Genomic DNA, 24,619 nt, shown 5'->3' with positions numbered 1-24,619 from the left:
GGGCGCCCCGACCGGCGGCAGGACCGGCGCCAGGACAGGCCCGCGCCCGGCGGGGCACCGGCCGAGCCGGCGGCGCCGCGGGAGGTGCTGCCCGACCCGCGCGACCCGCGGTTCGCGATCGAGCGGGAGACGCTGAAGCTGGTGCTGCAGCACCCGATGGCGATCGGCCGGACCACCGCCGAGATCAGCGGCGGGGACTTCAGCCACCCGACGTACGCGGCCGTGTGGGGCGCCGTCGCGGCGGCGGGCGGCCCGGCCGCGGGCAGCGGCGACCCGGCCTGGGCGGCGACGCTGCGCGACGGCGCCGGGGACGTCCGGCTCGCGTCGGCGATCACCGAGCTGGCCGTCGAGCCGATCCGCGCGGCCAAGGAGCCGGACGCCGGCTACGTGGCCGGGCACGTCTTCCGGTTGCTGGAGATGAGCACGCAGCGCAAGATCGCCGACGTGAAGTCGAAGCTCCAGCGCACCGACCCCACCGATGCGGCGCAGTACGGTCAGCTCTTCGCCGACCTCGCCGCCCTCGAGCAGCACCGGCGGCTGCTCCGGGACCGGATCGCCGGGTCCGCGTGAGGCTCCGCCGCCGGTCGTCGGCGCCACCGCCGCTGGAGGTCGCGGCCGGTGAGCGCGTGCTGGCCTGGGCGACCGGCGAGAACGGCGCGGTGGGCGGCTCCCGGCAGGCGCTCTACCTGCCGCGGCGCGTCCCGTGGGAGCGGGTGGCCTCGGCGGAGTGGGACGAGGAGTCCTCGCTGCTGCGGGTCACCGAGCTCGCCCCGTGGGGCGAGCCGCAGCCGGTGCACGAGCGCCGGCTCGCCGACGCGGGCCTCCTGCTCCAGCTGGTGCGGGAGCGGGTGACGGCCAGCATCGTGCTCCAGCGCCACGTCGTCGTGCCGGGCCTCGGCGGCGCCCGGGTCCTCGCGCGCCGCCCGCCGTCCGGCACGGGCGCCCTGGCCTTCTTCGTCGAGTACGACGAGGGGCTGGACCCCACCGACCCGCGGGTCGGCGCGGTGGTGGACGCGGCCCTGGCGACCGCCCGCGAGGACGTCGGCGCCTAGCCGAACCGGGGCTCGGGGCAGCCCGAACAGGCACTCGGGGCACCCCGAACCGGGGCTCGGGCCGCGCCGGACTGGGGGAGTGGCCCCGATTTCTTCCCAGCGCCCGGCAGTTGTTAATGTTTGGTCGCCGCGGCGATGAGATCGCCGCTGATCCCCCGTAGCTCAACTGGCAGAGCATGCGACTGTTAATCGCAGGGTTGTTGGTTCGAGTCCAACCGGGGGAGCAGGGAACGAGATCCCGCCGGGCGTCAGGTCGGCGGGATCTCGCCGTTTTCCACGCGGAGCCCCGGTCAGCCGCGGGAAATCAGGTGGAGATGCCGGCTGCGGTGGGCGAGGCTGCCCGGGTGAGGACCGCGACGGGCTGGACCAGTGCGGTGTGGGCGGGCGAGGAGTTCGCCGAGCGGCTGCGCGCCTTCGTCGCCGGCGCGCTCGGCGCGGACGCCCGGGTCGAGCCGGTGCGGACGCGGCCGTGGTCGACGCTGTGGCGCGCGACGCTGCCGGGCGGCCGGTGGTACGCGAAGCAGAACAGCCCGGGGCAGGCGCACGAGGCGGCCCTGATGGCGGCGCTGGCCGCGGTCGCGCCGGAGCTGGTCGTGCCCGTGGTCGCCGCGGACGCGGCCGAGGACCTGCTGCTCACCGAGGACCTGGGGCCCACGCTCCGGGAGACCGGTGACCCCGGCGACGTCGGGCAGTGGTGCCGCCTGGTCGCGGACGGCGCCGCGCTGCAGCGGGCCGCGCTCGCCGTCGTCGACGAGCTGCCGATCGATGCCCTGCGGCCCGAGGACGCGACGACGTACGTCGCCGACGCGGTGGGCCGGCTCGCGGCGCTGCCGGCGGGCGATCCCCGGCGGCTCCAGCCCGCGGACGCCGAGCGCCTGACCGGTCTGCTGCCGTTGGTGGGGCGCTGGGCGGACGAGGTCGCCGCGCTCGGGCTGCCGCTCACTGTCAACCACAACGACCTGCACGACAACAACGTGGTCGCGGATCCCGCCGGCGGCGCGCTGCGGTTCTTCGACTTCGCCGACGCCGTGGTCGCCGAGCCGCTCGGGGCGCTGATGGTGCCGTTGCGGGTCGCGGGGCAGCGCCTGGAAGCCGGAGCCGGCGACCCGAGGCTGGAACGGGTCGCCGACTCGGCGCTCGAGGTGTGGTCCGACCTGGCCCCGGCGGCGGCGCTGCGCCGCGCGCTGCCGGCGGCGCTGCGCCTGGCCTGCGTCGCGAAGGCGGAGGCGTGGCGCCGGTGCGTGCGCACGATGACGGACGCCGAGGCGGCCGAGTACGGCGACGCGCCGGCCGGCTGGCTGACCGAGCTCGCGGCTCCGGTCAGCCAGACCTAGCCGGGCGGGCAGGCTCAGGAGTCGGCGCCGTTGGCGGAGCCGTCGTTGTTCGACGACCCGCCGTCGCCGGGGCCGTAGCCGTTGCCGGAGCCGCTCTGGTCCCGGTACTGGTCGCGGTCCTGGTCGCGGTCCTGGTCGAACCGGCCATCCTGGCCGCCGCGTCCGGGGCCGTCCCACCCGGCGCCGAAGCCCGGTCCGTCGAAGCCGCGGCCGGGCCCGTCGTCGCCGCCGGCGACGGCGTAGGTGATCCCGGCCCCGCCGGCCGCGCCGAGCACCAGGCCGGCGATGCCGACCGCGGCCACGGAGCGGGCGCGGAAGGCGCGGTCGCGCAGGCGGGTCTTCGGGGGCTGCGGGGGAGCGCCCGCGGCCCCGGGCGCCGGGGTGTAGGGCACGGCGCCGGCCGGCGGCACCGGCGGCGCTCCCGCGGCGACCTCGGACGTGGTGGCCTCGGACGCGGCAGGCTCAGTGGCGGGCTCGGCGGGCTCGGCGGGCTCGGCCGGCTCCGAGTGCTCCGCGGCGGGCGCGGGCGGCACGTTCGGCGTGGGCTGGGCGCCGGCCGGCCGCACGGGCTGCGTCGGCTGGTCCGGGCTGTCAGGCTGCATCGGCTGATCGGCGTTCTTGTCGGACATGTTTCCAGCCTCCGTCCGGACGCTGTGGGCAGCCTGGGTCGCACCTGTGGACCCGCCGTGAGGAGTGATGGCAGTCTCACAGGGAACACACAGACTGCTGCACAGCGGTTGCACAGCAGGTTCAGAGAGAGTGAGGCCATGACCGACGCGCGCCAGGACGGATCCCCACTGCGAGCCCTCGTCGTCGACGACGAGCTCAACATCGCCGAGCTGCTCGCCATGGCGCTGCGCTACGAGGGCTGGACCGTCGAGATCGCGCAGACGGGGTCCCAGGCCGTCGCCGCGGCGCGGGGCATGGACCCCGACGTGGTGGTGCTCGACCTGATGCTGCCCGACTTCGACGGGATGGAGGTCCTGCGCCGGATCCGGTCCACCTCTCCCGCCGTACCGGTCCTCTTCCTGACCGCCCGCGACGCCGTCGAGGACCGCGTCGCCGGCCTCACCGCCGGGGGCGACGACTACGTGACGAAGCCGTTCTCGCTGGAGGAGGTCGTGGCCCGGCTGCGCGCGCTGGTCCGCCGGGCGGGCGTCGCCGCCGAGCGCACCGGCTCGACGCTGGTCGTCGGGGACCTCTCCCTCGACGAGGACAGCCACGAGGTGTTCCGCGACGGCGAGGAGGTCAACCTGACCGCCACCGAGTTCGAGCTGCTGCGCTTCCTGATGCGCAACCCGCGCCGGGTGCTGAGCAAGGCGCAGATCCTCGACCGGGTGTGGAACTACGACTTCGGCGGGCAGGCCAACGTCGTCGAGCTCTACATCTCCTACCTGCGCAAGAAGATCGACGCGGGCCGTGAGCCGATGATCCACACGATGCGGGGCGCCGGCTACGTCCTGAAGCCGCCGGCGTGAGTCGCCTCCGCGGGCGCTGGGACCGGTTGGTCCCGCGCACCCTGACCACGCGGCTGGTGATCACGGCGGTCGCCCTGGTCGCGGTCGTCTCGGTGCTGGTCGCGGGTGCGACCGCGGTCGCGATGCGCGGCTACCTGACCGGGCGCCTGGACGCCGAGGTGGTCGACGCGCTGAACCGCGCGACCGGGCCGGGGCCGGGCTTCCCCGGGCCGCGCACCGACATCGACGCGATCCCCGACGTCCGCGGGCAGCAGGTGGGCACCCTCACCGCCGTGGTCGGGAGCTGCGGCGACATCGGCTTCGTGCTCGTCGACAGCGGCGAGGGCCAGGCGAGCCGGGACTTCCTGGACGATGACGCGCTGGCACTGCTCGGCGACGCGGCCGACTCCGACGTGCGCGAGGTGGAGGTGCCCGGCCACGGCAGCTACCGCGTCCGGTCCGCCACCCTGACCGAGGGGTGCGACGCCATCGTCGGCCTCCCGCTGACGAACGTCGACGCCGCCGTCACCTCGCTGGTCCGCTGGGAGCTGACGCTGGGCCTGCTCGGCGTGCTCGTCGCCGGGGCGGCGGGCACCGTCGTCGTACGGCGCCAGCTGCGGCCCCTCAACGAGGTGGCCGGCACCGCGCACGCGGTCGCCGAGCTGCCGCTGGCCTCGGGGGAGATCGCGATCACCGAGCGGGTGCCCGAGCGGCTCACCGACCCGCGGACCGAGGCGGGTCAGGTCGGCGCCGCGCTGAACGCGCTGCTGGACCACGTCGAGGACTCCCTGGAGGCGCGGCACCGCAGCGAGCAGCAGGTGCGGCAGTTCGTCGCCGACGCCTCCCACGAGCTGCGCACCCCGCTGACGACGATCGCCGGCTACACCGAGCTGGCCCGGCGCCGCGACGACCCGGAGACGAGCAGGACCGCGCTGGCGAAGGTCGAGGAGGAGTCGGCGCGGATGACCGCCCTGGTCGAGGACCTGCTGCTACTGGCCCGGCTCGACGCCGGGCGGCCGCTGCTGCGCGAGCCGGTCGACCTGACGCGGCTGGCCGTCGAGGCGGTCACCGACGCGCGCGTCCTCGCCCCCGACCACCGGTGGCGGGTCGAGCTGCCCGAGGACGGTCCGGTGGAGATCGTCGGCGACCAGCTGCGGCTGCACCAGGTGCTGACCAACCTGCTGACGAACGCCCGCAAGTACACGCCGGCCGGCACCACCGTGACGGTCGCGGTCACCCCGCAGGGCTTCGAGGTGCGCGACGACGGGCCGGGCTTCCCGCCGGACCTGGTCGCCACCGCCTTCGAGCGGTTCACCCGCGGCGACGCGGCACGCCACCGCGAGGGCGGCGCCGGCCTGGGGCTGTCGCTGGTCAAGGCGATCGTCAGTGCGCACGGGGGCACCGTGGAGCTGCGCAGCGAGCCGGGGGACACCCGGATCGCCGTCACCCTGCCGCGGGGGCCGCGACCCGGCACGGACTGACGCGGCCCCGGCGCGCCGGGCGCGGGGTCGGCAGGGACTTTCTGCCGACCCGCGCCCTCGTCACAGTGTCCTCACAGGTTCGGCCGAGCGACGGCACAGGTCGTACCGACATGGTCTGCGCCCGTGAGTCCTTCGACGCTGCTCCTGAAACTCCGCCCCCGTGGCCCCCGCAGGCGCCGGACCCTGGTCGTGGTGCTGGTCCTCGCCGTCGCGACCGGCGGCGCCCTCGGCGCCTGGCTGCTGCTGCGCGACGAGCCCGCGGCGGCCGCGTCGCCGGTGACGGCGACCGTCTCGCTGGAGACCGTGACGGAGACCGTCGCCGCGAGCGGCACGCTCGCCGCGGCGGCCACCGCCGACCTGGACTTCGCGGTCAGCGGCACCGTGACGGCGGTCTACGTCGCGCCTGGTGACGAGGTCCGGCGCGGCGACCGCCTGGCAGCGGTCGACGACACCGCGCTGGTCGCGGCCCGGACCGCGGCGTCGAGCGCGCTCAGCGCCGCCCTGGTTCAGCTGGAGGAGGACGAGGACGGCGACGCCTCCGACACCCAGATCGCCGCCGACGAGGCCGCGGTCGTCGCGGCCCGCAGCGCGCTGACCCAGGCTCGCGCCGACGTCGAGGACGCCGTGCTGCGCGCCACCCTGCGCGGCACGGTCGCCTCGGTCGACCTCGCGGTGGGCGACGCCGTCGGGAGCGGCTCCTCGATGGGCAGCAGCGGTGCCAGCACCAGCGGCTCCATCACGTCCGTCGCGGCCGTGTCGGTGGTCTCCACCGGCCGGTACGTCGTCGACGCGACCGTCGCCAGCGCGGACGTCGACAGCATCAAGGAGGGCCTGCAGGCCCAGGTCACCGTCAGCGGCGTCGACGAGACCGTCTACGGCACCGTCGCCGAGGTCGGCGCGATCGCGCAGACCAGCTCCTCGGGTGCGGCCGTCTTCCCGGTCACGATCGAGGTCACCGGCAAGCGCGAGGACCTCTACGCCGGTGTCTCCGCCGAGGCGAGCATCACCGTCAAGCAGACCCCCGACGTGCTGACCGTCGCGACCCGGGCGGTGCAGAGCGACGACGAGGGCACCTACGTCGACCTCGTCGTCGACGATGCCGCGGTCCGGACCGCCGTCGAGATCGGCCAGACCCTGGGCGCGACCACCGAGGTGGTCTCCGGCCTCGCGGAGGGCGACGTCGTCCAGGTGCCCGGCTTCTCGGTCCCCGGCGGCAACGACGGCACCGGCGGGAACCGGGGCGACCAGCAGGGCGGCTTCCCCGGCGGGGGCGAGATGCCCGACTTCGGCGGCGGCATGCCCGGCGACTTCCCCGGCGGTGGCGGCCAGTGACCGCCGGCACCACCCCGATCATCGACATCGCGGGGGTCCGCAAGACCTACCGCTCCGGCTCCATCGAGTTCGAGGCGCTGCGCGGCATCGACATGCGCATCGACGAGGGCGAGTACGTCGCCGTGATCGGTCCGTCGGGCTCCGGCAAGTCGACGCTGATGAACCTGCTCGGCTGCCTGGACCTGCCCACCGAGGGCACCTACCACCTCGCCGGCGAGGACACCTCGACGATGAGCGAGGCGCAGCTGGCCGGCGTCCGCAACCGCCGGATCGGCTTCGTCTTCCAGCAGTTCCACCTGCTGGCCACGCTGCCGGCCTGGCGCAACGTCGAGCTGCCGCTGGTCTACGCGGGGGTACCGCGCCACGAGCGCCGCGACCGGGCGGTGGCCGCGCTGGAGCGCGTCGGGCTGGGCGACCGCGTCGACAACCGGCCCGGGGAGCTCTCCGGCGGTCAGCAGCAGCGGGTCGCCGTGGCCCGGGCGCTGGTCACCGAGCCGGACCTGGTGCTGGCCGACGAGCCGACCGGCAACCTCGACTCGGCGTCGACCCGCGACGTGCTCGCGCTCCTCGACGAGCTGCACGCCGCCGGCCGCACGATCGTGCTGATCACCCACGAGCACGACGTCGCCGATCGCGCCGCCCGGAACCTCGTGATCCGCGACGGCCTGATCACCGAGGACCACCCGACGAGCGCGGCGGGGGCGGTCCGATGAGCTGGTGGGAGACGCTGCGGACCGGCGCCGCGGCCATCCGGGCCCGCCGGATGCGCTCGGTGCTGACCGTGCTGGGCATCGTCATCGGCATCTCCTCGGTGATCCTCACCGTGGGGCTCGGCCAGGGAGCGCAGCAGCAGGTCAAGGACCAGATCGACGCGCTCGGCTCGAACCTGCTGATCGTCTCTCCGGGCAGCAGCACCGACTCCTCGGGCATGCGCGGCGGGTTCGGCTCGGCGTCCACGCTGACCCTGGCCGACGCCGCCGCGATCGGCGACGGTACGGCGGCGCCGGACGTCGCCGCGGTCGCGCCGACCACCTCCACGATGCTCTCGCTGGTCAACGGCGAGACGAACTGGACGTCCACGGTCGTCGGCACCACCACCGCGTGGCCCGACGTGCGGACCCGTGTGCTGGGCAGCGGCCGGTTCTTCAGCGAGGCCGAGGTCGCCGAGGCCGCGCCCGTCGCCGTGCTCGGGCCGGACACGGCCAGCGAGCTCTTCGGCGGCCAGGACCCGACCGGCGGGACCGTCACCGTGGGCGGCGCGACCGTCACCGTGATCGGCGTGCTGGAGGCCTCGGGCGCCTCGGCCAGCGGCACCTCGGAGGACGACCTGGTCGTGCTCCCCATCGGCACCGCGAAGGCGATCACCGGCGCGACCGACGACTCGGTGTCCACGATCTACGTGGAGGCGGCGGGGGAGGGCACCCTCTCCGCGGCCTACCAGGAGGTCGAGGCCATGCTGCTGACCCGGCACGGGGTGGCCGCCTCCGACGCGGACTTCAGCATCTCCACCCAGGAGTCCCTCGTCGCGACCGCCAACGAGACGAACCGCACGATGACCGTGCTGCTGGCCGGCGTCGCCGGCATCTCGCTGCTGGTCGGCGGGATCGGCGTCATGAACATCATGCTGGTCTCGGTCACCGAGCGGATCCGCGAGATCGGCCTGCGCAAGGCGCTCGGCGCGACCCCGGCGGTGATCCGGCGGCAGTTCCTCGTCGAGGCGTCGCTGCTCGGCCTGTCGGGCGGCGTGCTCGGCGTGCTGATCGGCGTGGTCGGCGCGCAGGTGCTGCCCGGGCTGATCGACCAACCGGTCTCGCTCTCGGCGCTCGCCACGCTGGCCGCGCTCGGCACCGCGCTGGCGCTCGGCGTCGGCTTCGGCGTCTACCCCGCCTCGCGGGCCGCGCGGCTCACGCCGATCGACGCCCTGCGCAGCGAGTGAACCCCTTCCTCCCACCCACTCCCCAGGAGCACCCATGCATCTCCTCCTTGCCCGTCCCGCCCGTCTCGCCGCCGTGACCGCCGGCCTCGCCGTCGTCGCGGTCCTCGCCGCCGGGTGCGGGTCCGACGACGCCGAGGCCGCCACCACCGACCAGGCCGCGGTCGGCGCCGACCAGCAGGGCGCGGGTGACCAGCAGGGCGCGGATGGCCGGCTGCCCGGAGCGTTCGGCCGGATCGCCGCCGTCTCCGGCGACGTCCTGCAGGTCCAGAACGACCAGAGCGGCCAGGTGGCCGTGACCGTCGCCGACGGCACCGCCGTCACCGACCAGGTCGAGGCGGCTCAGGGGGACGTCGAGGTCGGGGCGTGCGTCACCGTGCGCGCGGACGACTCGGCGGACGGCACCGACGGCACCGACGGCACCGTCGCGGCCGCCACCGTCAGCATCACCCAGCCCGCCGACGACGGCTCCTGCGGCGCCGGAACGGCCGGGATGGGCGGTGGCCCCGGCGGGCCGGGCGGGGACGGCCAGCGTCCGACGGACCTGCCCGAGGGCATGCCGACCGACCGGCCGAGCGACCTCCCCGACGGGATGCCGACCGACCTGCCCGGCGGACAGCCCGGCGGGTTCGGCACCGCGGGGCAGGTCAGCGCGGTGACCGCCGGCGGCTTCACGGTCGAGTCCACGTTCCCCGGCGCGGACGCCTCGTCGGTCGAGGTCACGGTCGACGCGGACACGACCTACACGCTGCAGGCCAGCGCGACCGCCAAGGCCCTCAAGGTCGGGCGCTGCGTCGTGGCCACCGGTGAGGCCGACGACACGGGCGCCGTCGCCGCCGACCGGATCTCGGTGAGCGACCCGGTCGACGGCGCCTGCACCACCGGCTTCGGCGGCCGCGGCCGGCCCGACGGGGCCACCCAGTGAGCCGGCTCCGCATCCCGCTGCGCCTGCCGGCCCGGCGCCGGCTGGTGGCGCCGCTCGCGGTGCTGGCCGTCGGCGCCACGGCGTGGGCCGGGTACGGCGCCGTCGCGACCGACGCTCCGTCGTACCGGCTCGCGTCGACGACGCTCGGCGACATCGAGCAGCGGCTGGCACTGACCGGCACCGTCGCCTCGACGGGCCGCGTCGACCTCACGGCGTCGACCTCCGGCACGGTGGCCGACGTCGCCGTCGAGGAGGGCGATCGGGTGCGGAAGGGCGAGGTCCTCATCCGGCTCGACCGGACCGCCCTCGAGGCCGCGGTGACCTCGGCGCGCGCCGACCTGGCCGCGGCGCGGGCCCAGCTGGAGTCCGACGAGGAGGCGCAGGTCGAGGCGGTGACGGAGGCGGTCTCGACCGCCACCGGCGCCGGCGCCGGCGCCACGGGCGACACCGGCGGCACGGGGAGCTCCGCCGGCCCGACCGGTCAGTCCGGCGACACGGCCCCGACCGGCTCCGATGACGCCGAGGACCCCGGCGCGTCCGGCGGGTCCGGCCAGCCGGGGCAGGGCGGCCAGGCTGACCAGTCCGGGCAGCTGGCGGAGGTGCTGGCGACCCTGCGCGCGCAGCAGGAGGCGGTGATCGCCGCCTCGTCGGCGGCCGGCGCGGCGATCGCGACGGCCGACGAGGCGCTCGCGACGGAGCAGGCCGTGTGCCCGGTCGCCGGCGACGACACCGATGCGGGGGACGTCGCCGACGGGTCGGAGGAGGACGCGGACGGCGCGGGGGACACCGACGCCGACGACGCCGAGGGCGACGCTGAGGACGACGCCGACGCCGACGACACCGACGCCGACGACACCGACACCGACGACACCGACGCCGACGACACTGACGCCGACGGCATCAGCACGGAGTGCAGCCAGGCCCTGCAGGCCGTCCGGTCGGCCCAGGCGGACGTCGCGAGCGCGCAGGACGAGCTCCAGACCGCGCTGACCGAGCTCGGCGGCACCCTCACGATGGGTGCCGGGATCCTCGGCGGCACGGGCGGCGACTCGGGTCAGCCCTCCGGCGACCCGACCTCCGAGCCCACGGACGCCGGCTCCGGCAGTGGCTCCGACAGCGGCTCCGCCGGATCGGGCTCGGCCACCGACACCTCGGGAGCGTCGGGAGCGTCGGGCACGTCGGGTGCGACCACCCAGGGCGGCGCGGTCGGCACGGTGGCCGTCACCGCGGCCACCCTCGCACGCGACCAGGCGCGGATCGATGCGGCGCGGGCGACCCTGGTGGAGGCACGGCAGGCCCTGGAGCGGGCGGAGATCACCGCGCCCGCCGCCGGCCGGATCGTCTCCCTCGACGTCGCCGAGGGAGACGAGGTCTCCTCCGGCCAGCAGGTCGCCGTGCTGGTCGGCCGCGGGCTGACCACGGTCGAGATCGCGGCGACCGAGGCGCAGGCCCGCCAGCTCGAGCCCGGCCAGGCCGTCGAGGTCACCCCGGCCGGCTCCCCGGAGCCGATCACGGCGACCGTCTCGCGGATCGACCACGTGCCGAGCGGCAGCGGGTCGACGTCGGGCTCGACGACGGGCTCGACGACGTACCCGGTGGTGCTCACCCTGGACGCGGCCGACCGGACGCCGGCGCTCGGCATGCCGGTCTCGGCATCGGTGCTCATCGGCACCGCCGAGGACGCGGTGACGGTCCCGGTCTCGGCCGTGAGCGACGGCACCGTGACCGTGCTCGACGCCGGCACGACGACCCGGGTCCGCGTGACCACCGGGATCGTCGGCGCCTCGACGGTCGAGATCCTCGACGGCCTCGAACCGGGCCAGGACGTGGTGCTGGCCGACCTCGACGCGGACCTGCCGTCCGGCGACGACTCGTCGGGGCAGGGTGCCGGCCCCGGGGGCCGCAACGGCGGCTTCGGCGGCCCTCCCAGCGGCGGCGTCGGCGGCATGCCCGGCGGGGGTCGCGGTTGACCGGCCCGAGGTGACCGACCCACGACGACCAGTCGGGTGGTGAACCCAACGCTGCGGAGGATGCGGCGGGAGGCGCCCGCGCTCGGTACCCTCTAGGCGGCGCGGGGCCGATGGTGTGGTCCCGCGTCCGGCATGACTCGGCGCGGCGGGGGCCCGCGCGGAACCGATGCTCCCCACCGCCCTGCCCGCCCCTGCCTACTTCCTGCCCGAGGTTCCGATGACCGACGACGAGCGCCCCCGCCCCGGCGGAGCCCGGCGCGCGCCGCGCTCGGTCCGGCTCTCCCGGCGCGACCGGCGGCGGGTGCGTCGCAGCCACGCCAAGGGTGGGCGCCGCGCGCTGCGCGGGCACGAGGTCGTCGCCCGCGGGCCGGCCGCCGGCGTCGCCGAGGTCGCCGAGGTCGCCGAGGTCTCCGACGAGCGTCCCCGCGGCGGGCGCCGCGCGCTGCGCCCGCGTCAGCGCCGCGTCAGCGGCCTGGGCGGGACCCTCGGCATGACGCTCCTCGGCGCGCTGGTGCCGGGATCGGGCTACCTCTACACCGGGCGCCGCGCGGCCGGCTGGCTCGTCGTCGGCGGCTGGGCGACGGTGATGGGTCTGGTCGCCTGGTACTTCGGCCGCGACTGGCGCCGCGCGCTCGACTTCGTCTTCGACCCGGCGGCCCTGACCGTCGCCGCGGTCCTGCTCGGCACGGTGCTGGTGCTCTGGGTCGGCATCGTGTGGACGTCGTACCGGCTGCTGAGACCGCGCCAGCGCCCGCGCTGGCACACGGCCGTCGGCAACGTCGCGGTGGTGCTGATCTGCCTGGTGGTCGCCGCCCCGGTGCTGCGGGTGGCGCAGTACGCGCTGGCCACCGCCGACCTCGTGACCACGGTCTTCGACGACAACGTCACGGCCACGGTGCCGGACCTCCCCGAGGAGAACCCGTGGGAGGGGCGCGACCGGGTCAGCGTGCTGCTGCTCGGCGGCGACGGCGGCGACGGTCGCGACGGCGTCCGCACCGACAGCATCATCCTGCTGAGCATCGACACCACCACCGGCAAGGCCGTCACGTTCAGCCTCCCGCGCAACCTCTCCGGGGCGCAGTTCCCGGAGGGCAGCCCGCTGCGCGACCTGTACCCCTACGGCTTCACCAACGGCGACTCCGCGGACGGCAACTACATGCTCAACGCCGTCTACCGGAACATCCCCGCCGCCCACCCGGGCGTGCTGGGGGAGAGCTCGAACGAGGGTGCGGACGCGATCAAGCAGGCGGTCGAGGGCACCCTGGGCATCCCGGTCGACTACTACGTGCTGGTCAACCTGGAGGGCTTCAAGGAGGTCGTCGACGCCATGGGCGGCGTGACGGTCAACATCAACGAGCCGATCGCGATCGGCGGCGACACCTCCGCCGGCGTCCCGCCGAGCGACTACCTCGCCCCCGGCGCGAACCAGAGCCTCAACGGGTTCCAGGCGCTGTGGTTCGCCCGTGGCCGCTGGGGCTCGGACGACTACGAGCGGATGGACCGGCAGCGGTGCATGGTCGACGCGCTGGTCGACGCCGCGGACCCGGGCAGCCTGCTGCTGCGCTACCTGGACCTGGTCCAGGCGGGCAAGGAGATCGTCTACACCGACATCCCGCGCGAGCTGGGCTCGGCGTTCGCTGACCTCGCACTCGACGTCAAGGGCAAGAAGATGAAGTCGGTGGTCTTCAAGACGTCGGCGAACTTCTCCTCCGCCAACCCGGACTTCGACTACGTCCACGAGACCGTGCAGAAGGCGCTGGCGCCGGCGGCCAAGCGCAAGGCCGCCGCCTCCACGGGGGAGCCGAAGGTCACCGAGGACCCGCAGGACGCCTGCGCCTACGCCCCGACCGGCGAGACCGTCGAGGACGCGCTCGCCCGCGACGCCGCCTACCGCTGAGCGCCTGCCGCTGAGCGCCTGCCGCTGAGCGCCTGCCGCTGAGCGCCGGCTGCCGTCGCGGCCGGGGTCGCGCGTCGGCGGCGGTGCGCACCTGCGCGCTGCCTGCGCCACATGTCGAGACCCGACCTGGCGGCGCCCGTGAGCCGTGCGGCACGCTGCGGCGTGAATATCGGATATATCATCTAGAAAAGGTGGTCCCGAATGTCCCGAATGGCTCGCTCGTCCCGCCTCCGCGCGGTCCTCGCCACGCTCGCCCTCGCGGTCGCCGCGCTCGCCGCGCCGATCGGCGCGACGCCCGCCGCCCATGCGGACGGCGTCACGCCCCTCCAGCCCGTCCCTGTCTCCAGCTACCAGAGCAAGATCGTGAACGACGGCACCACGGTCTACTACCCGACCGGCGTCACCGGCGAGCTTCCGGTCGCTCTGCTGCTCCAGGGTGGCAAGGTGCACCGCCAGTACTACAGCCAGTACGCCGCCACGGTCGCGTCGTACGGCTTCGTCGTCCTGACGCCCAACCACAAGCGCCTCAACTTCGTCGACGTGGACTACTACACCTCGACGAGCCAGGTCGGCGAGACGCTCGCCTGGATGGACACCGAGAACGCCACGGCGGCCTCGCCGCTGGCCGGCCACATCGACACCGACACGATGGTTCTCCTCGGCCACTCGTTCGGCGGGGCGACCGGCCTGTCGATCGCTGAGGGCGCGTGCTCGATCCCGTTCTGCACGAAGCTGACCTTCTCCCTGCCGCCCGAGGTCAAGGCCGGGTCGTTCTACGGCACGAACAACGAGATCCTGGGCTTCTACCCGGCGATCGACAACCTGATCCCCGTCCAGCTCGTGCAGGGCCAGTCGGACGGCATGGCCGAGCCGGCGCAGGCCGAGAGCACCTACGGCGTCATCGCCAACGGCCCCAAGCAGATCGTGAGGCTGACCGGGGCCAACCACTACGGCATCACCGACGTCCAGAACCCCTCGGGCGCCGAGGCCGAGGTCGGCCCGCAGGCGCTGACCCAGGCACAGAGCATCGAGGCGGCGGGGCGGTGGGCAGCACTGTGGTTGCGTGCCCAGCTGGGTGACGCGTCCGCGGCGACCTACGTGTACTCGACCGGCGACGCGGCGGACGGCCAGGTCACCGTCACCTCGGCCCCCTGACCCGGAGCGGGTGGAGGGCGCATCGCTGGGGCCTCCACCCGCACCGGCCACGGCCGACCTTCCGCCCGTGTGCGCCGGCGGGGCCGGGCGCCGGTACCCTGCACCGGTGCGGTGCCACTGAGCCCCGCGGGGCGGTAGCTCAGTCGGTCAGAGCAGAGGACTCATAATCCTTGGGTCGTGGGTTCGAGCCCCACCCGCCCTACTCGGTCACATCGTGATGACCGACGTTCCCCGGTTGTGCCCCGCGCCGACGTACGCGATCGCCTCGACGGCGTCGTCGAGCGGGAACACCCGGTCGATGACCGGGGTGATCTTCCCCGTCTCCGCCAGCTCCCGCAGCGTGGCGAGGTCCTCCTCGTTCTCCATGGACAGGAAGGGGCGCCCCTGCTGGCGGGAGAACAGGGAGGCGACGGTGACCTTGAGCGGGTGGCCCAGGCCGCCCACCCACCCGGTCGGGGCCGGTGCCCCGTTGGCCAGGAGCAGCCCGTCAGGGGTGAGCACGCGTCGCATGTCCTTCAGCGGATGGGCCCCGACGTTGTCCAGGATGAGCGCGTACGCAGGGTCGCCGGTGGTGAAGTCCTGCTGCGTGTAGTCGATGACGTGGTCCGCGCCGATGGACCGGACCAGGTCGAGGTTCCGGGTGCTGCAGACGCCGGTCACCTCGGCGCCCGTCGCCTTCGCGATCTGGACGGCGAACGTCCCGACGCCGCCGGAGGCGCCGGTGACGAGGACGTGCTGACCCTCGCGCAGCTGGCCGTGCGTGCGCAGCGCCTGCAGCGCGGTGAAGGCCGACACCCCGACGGCCGAGGCCTGCTCGAACGTGAGGTTGGCCGGCTTCGGGGCCAGGGCGTCCGGCGTCGTGGCGGCGTACTCGGCGAAGGCTCCCTTGCAGGAGCCGAACACCTCGTCACCGACGGCGACGCCCGTGACGTTCGCGCCGACGGACTCCACCACCCCGGCGATGTTCTGCCCGATCACGCCGCTCTTGGCGATGAACGACTTGAACATGGGGCGCATGACCTTCGGGAGCCCCCGCACGCCGTAGACGGCCCCGATGTGGATGGACGCCGCGCGGACGCGCACCAGTACGCCGTCGTCGTCGATCTCGGGGGCGGGGACCTCGTCGACCCTCAGCACGTCGCGGGGCTCGCCGAACCCGGTCTGGATGGTTCCCCTCATGTCGTCCCTCTCATTCGTGGGTCTGCCGACCCCCAGTTCACCTGACCCGGACGGCCTTGGTCCGCACCTTCACCGGCTTGGCGCACGGCGCCGTCGCCAGCACGAGTCCCTGCACCCGCTTGCCGCGGTGGGCGCGGCGGACCGGGAAGCGCTTGCCACTCGCCCCCTTGACCCGCTTGCCGTTGACCAGCCAGCGGAAGGCGAGCGTGGTGGTCGAGGGCTTCCAGCGGCCCGGGCGCAGGCGCAGCTTCGTGCCCGGCTTGCCGGGGCCGGTGAGCCGGGGACCGTCGACGGCCTTGATCACCGGGCGCCGGGGCTTGATCTGGCGGAAGATCGGCAGGTAGTCCCCGCTCCCGGTGCGGGACCGGGTGGCGAACAGCCGGCCACCGACCGCCCACATCGGCAGGTGGATCGTGGGGTACTGGCCCAGTTTCCGCGCCGTGCCGAGGCACTGCCCCGACTGCCAGGCGAGCCCGATCTCGATCCCCTGGGTGCCCTGGTAGAAGACCTGCTGGGTGCCCGGATCGGCCGAGGTGATCTGCTGCGCGTAGATGCCGCCGTGGGTCTTGATCGTGGTCCTGCGCGTGCCGCGGGTGCGCCAGATCGCGCCGTTCTTGATGAAGGCGAGCTGCTTCGCGACCGGCGTCGGGTCGCTGAGGCTCTGCGCCGCGGCGAGCCGCACCGACCCGGTGCCGGTGCTGGTCCAGAGCTCGGCCCGGTCGGTGGCGCCGTCGTAGCGCCGGTAGTAGAGGCGCTTCCCGATGGTGCGCAGGTGCGTGGCACGGTGGTCGGCCACCTTCGTGGTCCCACCGGTGGTGCCGTCGGTGCTCCACAGCTGGTAGTCGCTGGCGGTCTTCTCCACGGTGAAGTAGACGCGATCCGAGGTCGCGACGATCTCGACCGGATCCCAGGCGTCGGAGCCGTCGATCCCTCGGAAGTCGAAGACCTGCGTCGTCGCGCCCGCGTTGCCGTTGGAGCGCCAGAGCGCCGATCGGATGTCGGCGCCGGAGCCGATCGACCTGACGAAGTAGGCGCGACCGTCGAGCACCGCGCCACCGAGGCTGCCCGAGAGGAAGCGGACCTGGCCCACGCGCGACACCGACGAGTCCCCGGCGTCGAGCACCAGCAGGTCGTTGCTCGTGCCGCTGGCGAACAGCGCTCGGTCGCCGAGCGTCGCGATGTGCTGGTGGCGGGAGAGCGAGAAGGAGTCGACGATCGGATCGATCGTCGGCGCGCCGCCGCCCAGCTCGAGCCGGGCGAAGTCGATCCCGACGTCACCGGTGCCGTCGACCAGGATCAGACCGTCGTCGGTGGCGACCAGACCCTCGTAGGGGGAGTGCGACGAGGCGTTGCCCGGGTTCGTGTCGACGACCATCCCGGTGGACGCGGCCGTCCCGCGGGTACGCCACAGCTCGCGGCCGTGCACGCCGTCGTCGGCGTAGAAGTAGAGGTGGCCGCCGTACGCCACGTGGAGGTCGTCCGGGTAGAGGGCGACCTCCAGCGGCGGTGGCCCGGCCGCGCGGGTCGGCACGGTGGTCAGGACCGTCGTCGCCAGCGCGACCGCGACCAGGGCGGCGAGACCGGCCCCGATCCGGGACCAGCGGGGGACGGGGTGGCGGCGGGGCTCGGGGCGCATGGGGGGCTCCTGCGTCGTCGGTCGGGTCCGCCCGATGAACGTAGGGGCCCCGCGACGCCCGCCGGTGGCAGTTCGGCGGGGTGATACCCAGAATTCGTACCGGCGCCGTCCGCCCGGGCCCGGCTAGCGGCCGCCCGCGGCGGCGGCCGCCGCCTCCACCGGCTCGGTACGCCGTCCCGCCACCGCGACCACGCCGCACACGATCAGCGCCTGGCCGAGCGTGTACGTCGCCATCACCGCCGCGCCGGAGGCGTCGAAGGCGAACCGGTCCGAGAGCGAGGTCGCCGCGATGAGGCTGTCGGAGAGCACGAACCACGCCGCCCCGACCGCGGTGAGCCGGTGCACGCCCAGCGCCAGCGCGGCCATCGTGCACAGCACCGCCCCGTACACGGCGACCGGTGCGATCAGCCCGCCGAGGTCGGGGCCGAGCGCGACGAGCAGGAGCGCCCACCAGCCGACGTACGGGAGCGCCAGCGCCTTGCGCTCCCGGAGGGGGTTGCGCGCCCAGGTCGTCGCGAACGCGGTGCAGTAGCCGACCTGGCCGAGGAGGAACGCGCCCAGCCCGACGAGGAACCAGTCGTCGCCGCCCATCAGGGCCAGGTCGCCGAGCCAGCAGAAGACCAGGGCGACGGCGGCGGCGCGGACCAGCCGGGTGGACCGGTCGGGGACGCCGGCCAGCAGGAGTGCCAGCAGCAGCGGCACCAGCAGCGGCTTGGTGACCTGGCCGAGCAGGTCGCCCTCCAGCAGCTGGCCGACGACGTTGGCGACCGCGACGACGGCGTACGCCGTCAGCAACCCGCGGCGCATCACGCGCTCCACCCGGGGCGCCGGACGAGCAGCGCGGCGCGGGCCCGCAGCCCCTTCGCGGCGCGCAGGTCGCGGCCGATCGCGGCGTACTCGTGGAAGGCGACGCGGACCGGGTTGTAGGTCTCGATGTTCGTGGTCAGGCCGTACCGGCAGCGCTCGACCTCGGGCGCGAACGAGCCGAAGAGGCGGTCCCAGACGATCAGGATGCCGCCGAAGTTCCGGTCGAGGTAGCTGCCCTGGGAGGCGTGGTGGACGCGGTGGTGCGAGGGGGTGTTGAGCAGCAGCTCGAACGGCCTCGGCAGCCGGTCGACGCGCTCGGTGTGGATCCAGAACTGGTAGACGAGGTTGATCGACTGGCAGAACGCCAGCACGCCGGGGTGCACTCCGAGGGCGATCATCGGCAGGTAGAAGACGAACGAGCTGAACCCGGTCCAGGTCTGGCGCAGCGCGGTGGAGAGGTTGAACCGCTGGCTGGAGTGGTGGACGACGTGGGAGGCCCACAGGATCCGGATCACGTGGTGGCCGCGGTGGGACCAGTAGTAGAAGAAGTCCTGGGCGAGCAGCAGCAGCGGGAAGGTCCACCAGGTCAGCTCGATCCGCAGCGGCGTCAGCTCGTAGACGAGCACGTAGATCGCCAGGATCGGGATCTTCCACATGATGTCGAAGGCGATGCTGCCCAGTCCCATGGCCAGGCTGGTGCTGGTGTCGCGGGGCTCGTAGCCCATCTCGTCGTCGTCGCCGTGGAAGCGGTAGGAGACCACCTCCACCAGGATCAGCAGGATGAATCCCGGGATCGACCAGGTCACCACGTCGGGCAGTGCGGGCACCTCGCCCCCTCTCGTCTCGAAGTGACCGAAGAGTAACGGAGGTCACACTGAGTCGTGGGTCAGGGGGCGAGCTCCCGGCGCGGCGCCGGCAGCAGCACCCACGCGCCGGCCCAGAAGCAGGCCGCGCCGAGGAAGGTGCCGCCGTTGACCAGCACCAGGTTGAGCGGCTCCCCGGTGGTCTCGAGGGTGAAGGCGCCGATGGCCGATCCCATGAAGAAGACCGATCCGAGGTAGTTCAGCACGGCGGCCCACCAGTCGGGGTCCTCGCGCCGCGCGCGCCAGGGCCGCCCGCGGACGGCGAGCCACGCCAGGTGGCTGGCCACCAGGAACGCGATCGAGCCGAGGAGGTCGGGCGCCCAGACCAGGCGGTTGACCTCGTGCACGTCGAAGGTGGTGACCATCGCGTCGATCGTGCTGACGTTGAACAGCAACGTGCCGGCGAGCTGCACCCAGCATGCGATCCATACGGCGCCCCGCACCCGAGGCGCCCAGACCCGGGCACCGCCCGAGACCTGGACCAGCTGGCCGGCCGCCGCCGCGGTGAACAGCACGGCGCCGACCACGAACGTGATCCCGACGGCCGGGGGATCCAGCCGGGCGGCGTACGCCGGCAGCGACCCGAGCGCGAACAGCGTCGAGCCGCCGAGGAAGAGCGTGGCGACCCACCACGCCAGGCTGGAGGGCTCCCAGGTCGGTGGGCGTCGCCAGCGCACGTTCGCCTCGATCAGGTGTGGCTGAACCCGGAGCTCGGCGCGGGTGTTCCGGGCGGGGCCGCGTCCAGGTGGGCCACGGCACCGCGCAGCGCGTCCAGCAGCCGCTCGCCGAGGTCCATGCTGAACCCCTCGCGGACCACGATCCGCAGCACGGCGACGTCGGTGGCGTCGGCGGGCATCGTGTAGGCCGGCACCTGCCACCCGCCCTTGCGCAGCTCGTCGGAGACGTGGAAGACGGTGTAGGGCGCCGCGTCGTCGGCCATCCGGAACGTCACCACCGGGATGTCGGTGCCGTCGCTGACCACGGTGAACGGCCCCAGGTCCGCGATCCCCGCGGCCAGCGACTGCGCCACGTCGCGCAGCGTCTCCATGATCCGGGTGTAGCCGTCGCGGCCCAGCCGCACGAAGTTGTAGTACTGCCCGACCAGCTGGTTGCCGGGCCGCGAGAAGTTGAGAGTGAAGGTCGGCATGTCGCCGCCGAGGTAGTTGACGCGGAAGATCAGCTCCTCGGGCAGCTCCTCGGCGGAGCGCCAGACGACGAAGCCGATGCCGGGGTAGGTCAGCCCGTACTTGTGCCCCGAGACGTTGATCGACTTCACCTGCGGCAGCCGGAAGTCCCACTCCAGGTGGGGCACCAGGAACGGCGCCACGAAGCCGCCGCTGGCCGCGTCGATGTGCAGCGGCACGTCCGCCTTGTGCGCGGTGTTCCAGGCGACCACCCGGTCGTGGATCTCGCCGATCGGCTCGAACTCGCCGGTGTAGGTGGTGCCGAGGATCGGGACCACCCCGATCGTGTTCTCGTCGACGCGCGCGATGACGTCGTCTGGGTCGACGACGTAGCGGTCGTGGGCCACCGGGACGTAGCGGGGCTCGACGTCCCAGTAGCGGCAGAACTTCTCCCACACCACCTGCACGTTCGAGCCCATCACGAGGTTCGGCCGGTCGGTGGGAAGCCCGGCCGCCTCGCGGCGCTGGCGCCACCGCCACTTCATCGCCAGCCCGCCGAGCATCACCGCCTCGCTGGACCCGACGGTCGAGACGCCGATCGCGTCGGAGCCGTCGGCGAGCCCGTCGGCCGGGGCGTGGAACAGCTCGGCGACGATGTTGACGCAGCGCCGCTCGATCTCCGCTGTCGAGGGGTACTCGTCCTTGTCGATCATGTTCTTGTCGAAGGACTCGGCCATCAGCAGCTGGGCCTCGGGCTCCATCCAGGTGGTCACGAACGTGGCCATGTTGAGCCGCGAGCTGCCGTCGAGGAGCAGCTCGTCGTGGATGAGCCGGTACGCCGCCATCGGCGTCACCTCGCCGTCGGGCATCCGGTTCTTGGGGATCTCCTGCCGCGTGAAGCGGCCGGCGTAGGCGGGTGCGATGGCGTCGTCGTTGCGCACGTGGTGGTGGACCATGGTTCCCCCGAGCTCGGGTGCCGGACGGCCGACCCGGCGCCGGCCCACCTCGCATTCAAGGCGCCGGCCCCGGCCAGCACCAGGGTCCACCGACCCGGTGCGCAGCGCCGACAGGCCGCCCGAGGTCGATCTGCCGCGCCGGACGGCCACATGTGCCCAGCCCGACTAGACCGGATGCCCAGATGTGGTGATGGCCCGCGACCTCAGTTCGTGATCGGGTCGGAGAACGGCCGGTCGGCACAGGATTGTCGGGGGTATCGGTCGGCTTCATCACAGCAGCAGACGAACCAACGGGGTAAACGGGGTATTCACATGCGCAATCGCGTGCTCGCGATGGCAGCAGCCATCGGCGTCGCCCTCTCGGCTCTGGGCTACGTACCGGCGCCGGCGTCGGCGTCGCAGCAGCAGCCGACGCTGGTCAGCGAGAACCCGGCGAACTTCACGCCGGACGTCAACCAGGGGAGGGTGCTCGCGATCGCGCAGGTCGGCAACACGATCGTGCTCGGCGGCACGTTCTCCTCGGTCACGCAGGGCGGCACGACCTACAACAGGCCGCGGATCCTGGCGTTCAACGCCACGACGGGGGCGATCATCACGGGCTTCTCCCCGAACGTGGACCGGCCCGTCGAGGCGCTCGCCTCCGCCGGCGACGGCACGACCGTGTACGTCGGCGGCCGGTTCAACAACGTCAACGGGGCGAGCCACCGCAAGCTGGTCCGGCTCAACGTCAACAACGGCAACGTGGTCAACTCCTTCGATCCCGGCCGGATCACCGGCAAGGTGAACGACCTGAAGCTGGTCGACGGCGAGGTGTGGATCGCCGGCGGCTTCACGAAGGTCTCCGGCCAGGACCGGGTCAAGATGGCGAGCGTCAACGCCTCGAACGGCAACCTCACCGGCACGCTGACCCCGACCTTCGCCGGCGTCAACAACGGCGGCAGCACGGTGGTCAACAAGTTCGTGGTCTCGCCCGACGGCACCCGCGTGGTCGCGATCGGCAACTTCGCCACGGTCGACAACCAGCCGCGCCACCAGATCGTCATGCTCGACACCAGCGGCCAGTCCTCGACCGTCGCCAGCTGGGCGACGGACCGCTTCCCGAACGAGTGCGCGGGCGTCTTCAACACCTACATGCGCGACCTCGACTTCTCGCCCGACGGCGAGTACTTCGTGGTCAGCACGACCGGCGCCTACCGCGGCGCGAACAGCCTGTGCGACACGATCACCCGCTGGGAGACCGACCGCACGGGCGGCGCCCAGGAGCCGACCTGGATCGACCACACCGGCGGTGACACCACCTACGAGGTGATCAGCACCGGCACGGCGATCTACGCCGGCGGCCACATGCGCTGGCTGAACAACCCCTACGCCGGCGACGCGGCCGGCCCGGGCGCGGTGCCGCGGGACGGCATCGTGGCGATGGACCCGAAGACGGGCCTCCCGTTCTCCTGGAACCCGGGACGTGCCCGGGGCGTGGGCGTCTTCGACATGCTGGCCACCGACGACGGTATCTGGGTCGGCTCGGACACGAACCGGATCGGCGGCGAGCGCCGCAAGCGGATCGCGTTCCTGCCGCTCGCCGGCGGCGCGTCGATCCCGCCGGTCACCGTCCCGGAGCTGCCCGGCACCGTCGTCCAGCTGGGCGCGGCCGGCGCCTCCGCCGACCCGTCGGTGCTGTACCGGGTCAACGCGGGCGGGCCGGCGCTGCTCAGCTCCGACGACGGTCCGGACTGGGAGGCCGACAACGGCGGCTCCTCGCCGTACCGGAACGGTGGCAGCAACGCCTCGGGCTGGAGCACCTCGGTCTCCCTCGACCCCTCGTTCCCGAACTCGGCCGACGACGGCGCGCCGGCCTCGCTCTTCCTCAGCGAGCGCTGGGACCCGAACGGCGACCCGGAGATGGCCTGGAACTTCCCGGCCACCCCGGGGGCCGAGCTGCGGGTGCGCCTCTACCTCGCCAACCAGTGCACCTGCACCTCGAGCGTGGGCCAGCGCGTCTTCGACGTCTCGGTGGACGGCGACCTGGTGCTGCCGTCGCTCGACCTGGTCGACTACAAGGGTGACCGGGTCGGCTTCGTGGAGACGTTCGACATCACCGCGGACGGGGACGGGGTCGACATCGACTTCGGGCACCTGACCGAGAACCCGCTCATCAACGGGATCGAGATCATCGACCGGTCGGTCCCGACCGGTGGCGGTGGCGCCGCGGCCGACCAGCTGCGCCTCACCCCGATGGACGCCTCGGGCAACCCCGGCGCGACCTCGAGCCAGGCGGGCAACGACACCTTCCGGCAGGCCCGGGGAGCGTTCGTGGTCGGCACCACCCTCTACACGCCCTGGGCCGACGGGACGCTGAAGGCCCGCTCGGTCAACGGCTCGCTCGGCAGCCCGCGCAACGTGGACCTGTACGACGGCTGGTTCGGGGCGGACGCCACGAGCGTGACGGGCGCGTTCTACGACGCGGGCACCAGCCGGATCTACTACACGATCTCGGGCGACCCGCGCCTGTTCTGGCGCTGGTTCACCCCGGAGAGCGAGGTCGTGGGCGCGGTCCGCTTCGACGCGTCGGCGGGTGCGATGCCGGCCGCGAACATCCGCGGGATGTTCCTCTCCGGTGGCTGGCTGTACTACGCCGAGCGCGGCTCCGGGGACCTCTACCGGATCGCGTTCGACGCCGGCACGACCGGTTCCCCCGGCCCCGGCGTGACCGGATCGCCGCAGCTGGTGGACGACAGCCGCGACTGGACGGCCCCGGGGCTGACGGTCCGCAACTGAGTCCGGACGGGACAGGGCGTCGCCCGGCGGTCATACCGTCGGGCGACGCCCGCGTCCGGGGTTACCGGGCGACCGTCAGCCCAGCACCCCGGCGACGACGGCGTGCAAGTGGTTGCGGAACCGTTCGAGCATGACCAGGTCGGTGGTGCGCATCCGCTGGCCGGCGGGGGAGACGACGCCGCCACGGCTGAAGGAGTGGCAGGTCCAGACGATCGTGTAGACGAGCAGCTCGACGTCGAGCTCGGGCGCCATCCCGGCCCGGTCGAGCAGCTCGCGCGCGATGCGGCCCACCTCCGCGGCGAGCGGGCCGGCGAACTCGGCCTCCACCTCGGCGGCGACAGACCCGTCGGAGAGCCAGCGCCGCATCCAGAGGGCGGGCACGTCGGGGTTGGTCAGGCAGAAGTCGAGGTAGGCGTCGACGAAGCGGAGCAGGGCGGCCCGGGTCTCCTCCGGGGTCGGCCCGGCCGCGCCGAGCTCGGTCAGCGCCGTGCTGACCACCTCCCGCTGGGCCAGGTGGGCCCGACGCATCACCTCGCGGTAGAGGTCCGCCTTGCCGCCGACGTGGTAGGCGACGGTGGCGATGTTGAGCCCGACGGCCTCGCCGATCGCGCGCGTGCTGGTGGCGTCGTACCCGTGCTCGGCGAAGAGCCGGGTGGCGGCGGCCAGGATCCGCTCGCGACTGCTGGTGGACTCCTCCGCGGTCGTCGACATGGGACGCAGGCTAGCCCAGGGGAGTCGCACCG

General features: G+C 73.7%; 21 protein-coding genes and 2 tRNA genes. 15 read left to right on the top strand and 8 right to left on the bottom strand.

Going from position 1 to position 24,619, the window contains the following annotated elements:
• The 4 genes from dnaG to ABLM29_RS15965 form a co-directional block, all read left to right on the top strand.
• The coding region (gene dnaG, locus ABLM29_RS15980) for a DNA primase (protein ID WP_502889248.1) at nt 1-570 on the top strand (570 nt) is incomplete at its 5' end.
• Nucleotides 567-1,052 (top strand): hypothetical protein, encoded by a 486-nt coding sequence (locus ABLM29_RS15975; RefSeq protein ID WP_349715196.1) that lies wholly within the window; start codon nt 567-569, stop codon nt 1,050-1,052. The genes dnaG and ABLM29_RS15975, both read left to right, overlap by 4 nt.
• Before the next feature lie 151 nt (nt 1,053-1,203).
• Nucleotides 1,204-1,276: transfer RNA gene (locus tag ABLM29_RS15970), tRNA-Asn, on the top strand.
• Between the two features lie 120 nt (nt 1,277-1,396).
• The gene (locus ABLM29_RS15965) at nt 1,397-2,386 is read left to right on the top strand and encodes a phosphotransferase (RefSeq protein WP_349715194.1); all 990 of its coding nucleotides are present in this window, start codon (nt 1,397-1,399) and stop codon (nt 2,384-2,386) included.
• Between the two features lie 14 nt (nt 2,387-2,400).
• On the opposite strand, the gene ABLM29_RS15960 is transcribed toward ABLM29_RS15965, so the two are convergent.
• Complete coding sequence (locus tag ABLM29_RS15960; RefSeq protein ID WP_349715192.1) at nt 2,401-3,015, bottom strand: hypothetical protein; 615 nt, start codon at nt 3,013-3,015, stop codon at nt 2,401-2,403.
• A 138-nt stretch (nt 3,016-3,153) separates the two neighbouring features.
• Between ABLM29_RS15960 and ABLM29_RS15955 the strand changes: the two genes are divergently transcribed.
• From ABLM29_RS15955 to ABLM29_RS15910, 10 genes are all read left to right on the top strand, one after another.
• Nucleotides 3,154-3,864 carry a response regulator transcription factor gene (locus ABLM29_RS15955; RefSeq protein WP_349715190.1) on the top strand — a complete coding sequence of 237 codons (711 nt, stop codon included), beginning with the start codon at nt 3,154-3,156 and terminating at the stop codon, nt 3,862-3,864.
• Nucleotides 3,861-5,324: a sensor histidine kinase gene (locus tag ABLM29_RS15950; protein WP_349715189.1), complete on the top strand. Its 1,464-nt coding sequence runs from the start codon at nt 3,861-3,863 to the stop codon at nt 5,322-5,324. Before ABLM29_RS15955 ends, ABLM29_RS15950 begins: the two co-directional genes overlap by 4 nt.
• Before the next feature lie 192 nt (nt 5,325-5,516).
• Nucleotides 5,517-6,656, top strand: a complete 1,140-nt coding sequence (locus ABLM29_RS15945; RefSeq protein WP_349715188.1) for an efflux RND transporter periplasmic adaptor subunit — start codon at nt 5,517-5,519, stop codon at nt 6,654-6,656.
• Nucleotides 6,653-7,369, top strand: a complete 717-nt coding sequence (locus ABLM29_RS15940; protein ID WP_349715187.1) for an ABC transporter ATP-binding protein — start codon at nt 6,653-6,655, stop codon at nt 7,367-7,369. Before ABLM29_RS15945 ends, ABLM29_RS15940 begins: the two co-directional genes overlap by 4 nt.
• Entirely contained in the window at nt 7,366-8,592 is a 1,227-nt protein-coding gene (locus ABLM29_RS15935) for an ABC transporter permease (protein WP_349715185.1), read from the top strand. Before ABLM29_RS15940 ends, ABLM29_RS15935 begins: the two co-directional genes overlap by 4 nt.
• A gap of 34 nt (nt 8,593-8,626) precedes the next feature.
• On the top strand, nt 8,627-9,514 hold the full coding sequence (locus ABLM29_RS15930; protein ID WP_349715183.1) for a DUF5666 domain-containing protein: 888 nt from the start codon (nt 8,627-8,629) through the stop codon (nt 9,512-9,514).
• Entirely contained in the window at nt 9,511-11,484 is a 1,974-nt protein-coding gene (locus ABLM29_RS15925; protein ID WP_349715182.1) for an efflux RND transporter periplasmic adaptor subunit, read from the top strand. Before ABLM29_RS15930 ends, ABLM29_RS15925 begins: the two co-directional genes overlap by 4 nt.
• A 166-nt stretch (nt 11,485-11,650) precedes the next feature.
• Nucleotides 11,651-13,381 carry an LCP family glycopolymer transferase gene (locus tag ABLM29_RS15920; protein ID WP_349715181.1) on the top strand — a complete coding sequence of 577 codons (1,731 nt, stop codon included), beginning with the start codon at nt 11,651-11,653 and terminating at the stop codon, nt 13,379-13,381.
• Between the two features lie 201 nt (nt 13,382-13,582).
• Nucleotides 13,583-14,536, top strand: coding sequence for an alpha/beta hydrolase family protein (locus ABLM29_RS15915; RefSeq protein WP_349715180.1), 954 nt, complete (start codon nt 13,583-13,585; stop codon nt 14,534-14,536).
• Nucleotides 14,537-14,664: 128 nt separating this feature from the next.
• Nucleotides 14,665-14,738: transfer RNA gene (locus tag ABLM29_RS15910), tRNA-Ile, on the top strand.
• A 5-nt stretch (nt 14,739-14,743) separates the two neighbouring features.
• On the opposite strand, the gene ABLM29_RS15905 is transcribed toward ABLM29_RS15910, so the two are convergent.
• The 6 genes from ABLM29_RS15905 to gad all read right to left on the bottom strand — a co-directional run bounded on the left by ABLM29_RS15905 (nt 14,744) and on the right by gad (nt 21,101).
• Nucleotides 14,744-15,715, bottom strand: a complete 972-nt coding sequence (locus ABLM29_RS15905) for an NAD(P)-dependent alcohol dehydrogenase (protein WP_349715179.1) — start codon at nt 15,713-15,715, stop codon at nt 14,744-14,746.
• A 37-nt stretch (nt 15,716-15,752) separates the two neighbouring features.
• The gene (locus tag ABLM29_RS15900) at nt 15,753-17,351 is read right to left on the bottom strand and encodes a hypothetical protein (RefSeq protein ID WP_349715178.1); all 1,599 of its coding nucleotides are present in this window, start codon (nt 17,349-17,351) and stop codon (nt 15,753-15,755) included.
• 123 nt (nt 17,352-17,474) lie between these two features.
• Nucleotides 17,475-18,158: a lysoplasmalogenase gene (locus ABLM29_RS15895; protein WP_349715177.1), complete on the bottom strand. Its 684-nt coding sequence runs from the start codon at nt 18,156-18,158 to the stop codon at nt 17,475-17,477.
• A complete protein-coding gene (locus tag ABLM29_RS15890) occupies nt 18,158-18,985 on the bottom strand; it encodes a sterol desaturase family protein (RefSeq protein WP_349715176.1) in 828 nt (275 codons plus the stop codon). The genes ABLM29_RS15895 and ABLM29_RS15890 overlap by 1 nt, the downstream gene beginning before the upstream one ends.
• A 59-nt stretch (nt 18,986-19,044) precedes the next feature.
• The gene (locus tag ABLM29_RS15885; protein ID WP_349715175.1) at nt 19,045-19,698 is read right to left on the bottom strand and encodes a hypothetical protein; all 654 of its coding nucleotides are present in this window, start codon (nt 19,696-19,698) and stop codon (nt 19,045-19,047) included.
• Between the two features lie 11 nt (nt 19,699-19,709).
• On the bottom strand, nt 19,710-21,101 hold the full coding sequence (gene gad / locus ABLM29_RS15880) for a glutamate decarboxylase (RefSeq protein WP_349715174.1): 1,392 nt from the start codon (nt 21,099-21,101) through the stop codon (nt 19,710-19,712).
• A 333-nt stretch (nt 21,102-21,434) separates the two neighbouring features.
• On the opposite strand from gad, the gene ABLM29_RS15875 reads away from it, so the two are divergent.
• Nucleotides 21,435-23,876 carry a malectin domain-containing carbohydrate-binding protein gene (locus ABLM29_RS15875; protein ID WP_349715173.1) on the top strand — a complete coding sequence of 814 codons (2,442 nt, stop codon included), beginning with the start codon at nt 21,435-21,437 and terminating at the stop codon, nt 23,874-23,876.
• Nucleotides 23,877-23,951: 75 nt separating this feature from the next.
• Here the strand turns inward: ABLM29_RS15875 and ABLM29_RS15870 are convergent, their stop codons facing one another.
• Entirely contained in the window at nt 23,952-24,587 is a 636-nt protein-coding gene (locus ABLM29_RS15870) for a TetR/AcrR family transcriptional regulator (RefSeq protein ID WP_349715171.1), read from the bottom strand.
• Nucleotides 24,588-24,619: the final 32 nt, after the last annotated feature.

Origin of the sequence: Nocardioides sp. YIM 152588 (assembly GCF_040191335.1) — a bacterium.
GTDB lineage: Bacteria > Actinomycetota > Actinomycetes > Propionibacteriales > Nocardioidaceae > Nocardioides.
The sequence above is the reverse complement of the archived record's forward strand: the minus strand, read 5'-3'. Positions and strand labels throughout refer to the sequence as shown.

Bases quoted from the DNA above. Each gene is read 5' to 3' on its own strand.
- ABLM29_RS15960 (WP_349715192.1), bottom strand. From the start codon at position 3,015: ATGTCCGACAAGAACGCCGATCAGCCGATGCAGCCTGACAGCCCGGAC.
- ABLM29_RS15955 (WP_349715190.1), top strand. From the start codon at position 3,154: ATGACCGACGCGCGCCAGGACGGATCCCCACTGCGAGCCCTCGTCGTC.
- ABLM29_RS15935 (WP_349715185.1), top strand. From the start codon at position 7,366: ATGAGCTGGTGGGAGACGCTGCGGACCGGCGCCGCGGCCATCCGGGCC.
- ABLM29_RS15930 (WP_349715183.1), top strand. From the start codon at position 8,627: ATGCATCTCCTCCTTGCCCGTCCCGCCCGTCTCGCCGCCGTGACCGCC.
- ABLM29_RS15920 (WP_349715181.1), top strand. From the start codon at position 11,651: ATGCTCCCCACCGCCCTGCCCGCCCCTGCCTACTTCCTGCCCGAGGTT.
- ABLM29_RS15915 (WP_349715180.1), top strand. From the start codon at position 13,583: ATGTCCCGAATGGCTCGCTCGTCCCGCCTCCGCGCGGTCCTCGCCACG.
- ABLM29_RS15905 (WP_349715179.1), bottom strand. From the start codon at position 15,715: ATGAGGGGAACCATCCAGACCGGGTTCGGCGAGCCCCGCGACGTGCTG.
- ABLM29_RS15900 (WP_349715178.1), bottom strand. From the start codon at position 17,351: ATGCGCCCCGAGCCCCGCCGCCACCCCGTCCCCCGCTGGTCCCGGATC.
- ABLM29_RS15895 (WP_349715177.1), bottom strand. From the start codon at position 18,158: ATGCGCCGCGGGTTGCTGACGGCGTACGCCGTCGTCGCGGTCGCCAAC.
- gad (WP_349715174.1), bottom strand. From the start codon at position 21,101: ATGGTCCACCACCACGTGCGCAACGACGACGCCATCGCACCCGCCTAC.
- ABLM29_RS15875 (WP_349715173.1), top strand. From the start codon at position 21,435: ATGGCAGCAGCCATCGGCGTCGCCCTCTCGGCTCTGGGCTACGTACCG.
- ABLM29_RS15870 (WP_349715171.1), bottom strand. From the start codon at position 24,587: ATGTCGACGACCGCGGAGGAGTCCACCAGCAGTCGCGAGCGGATCCTG.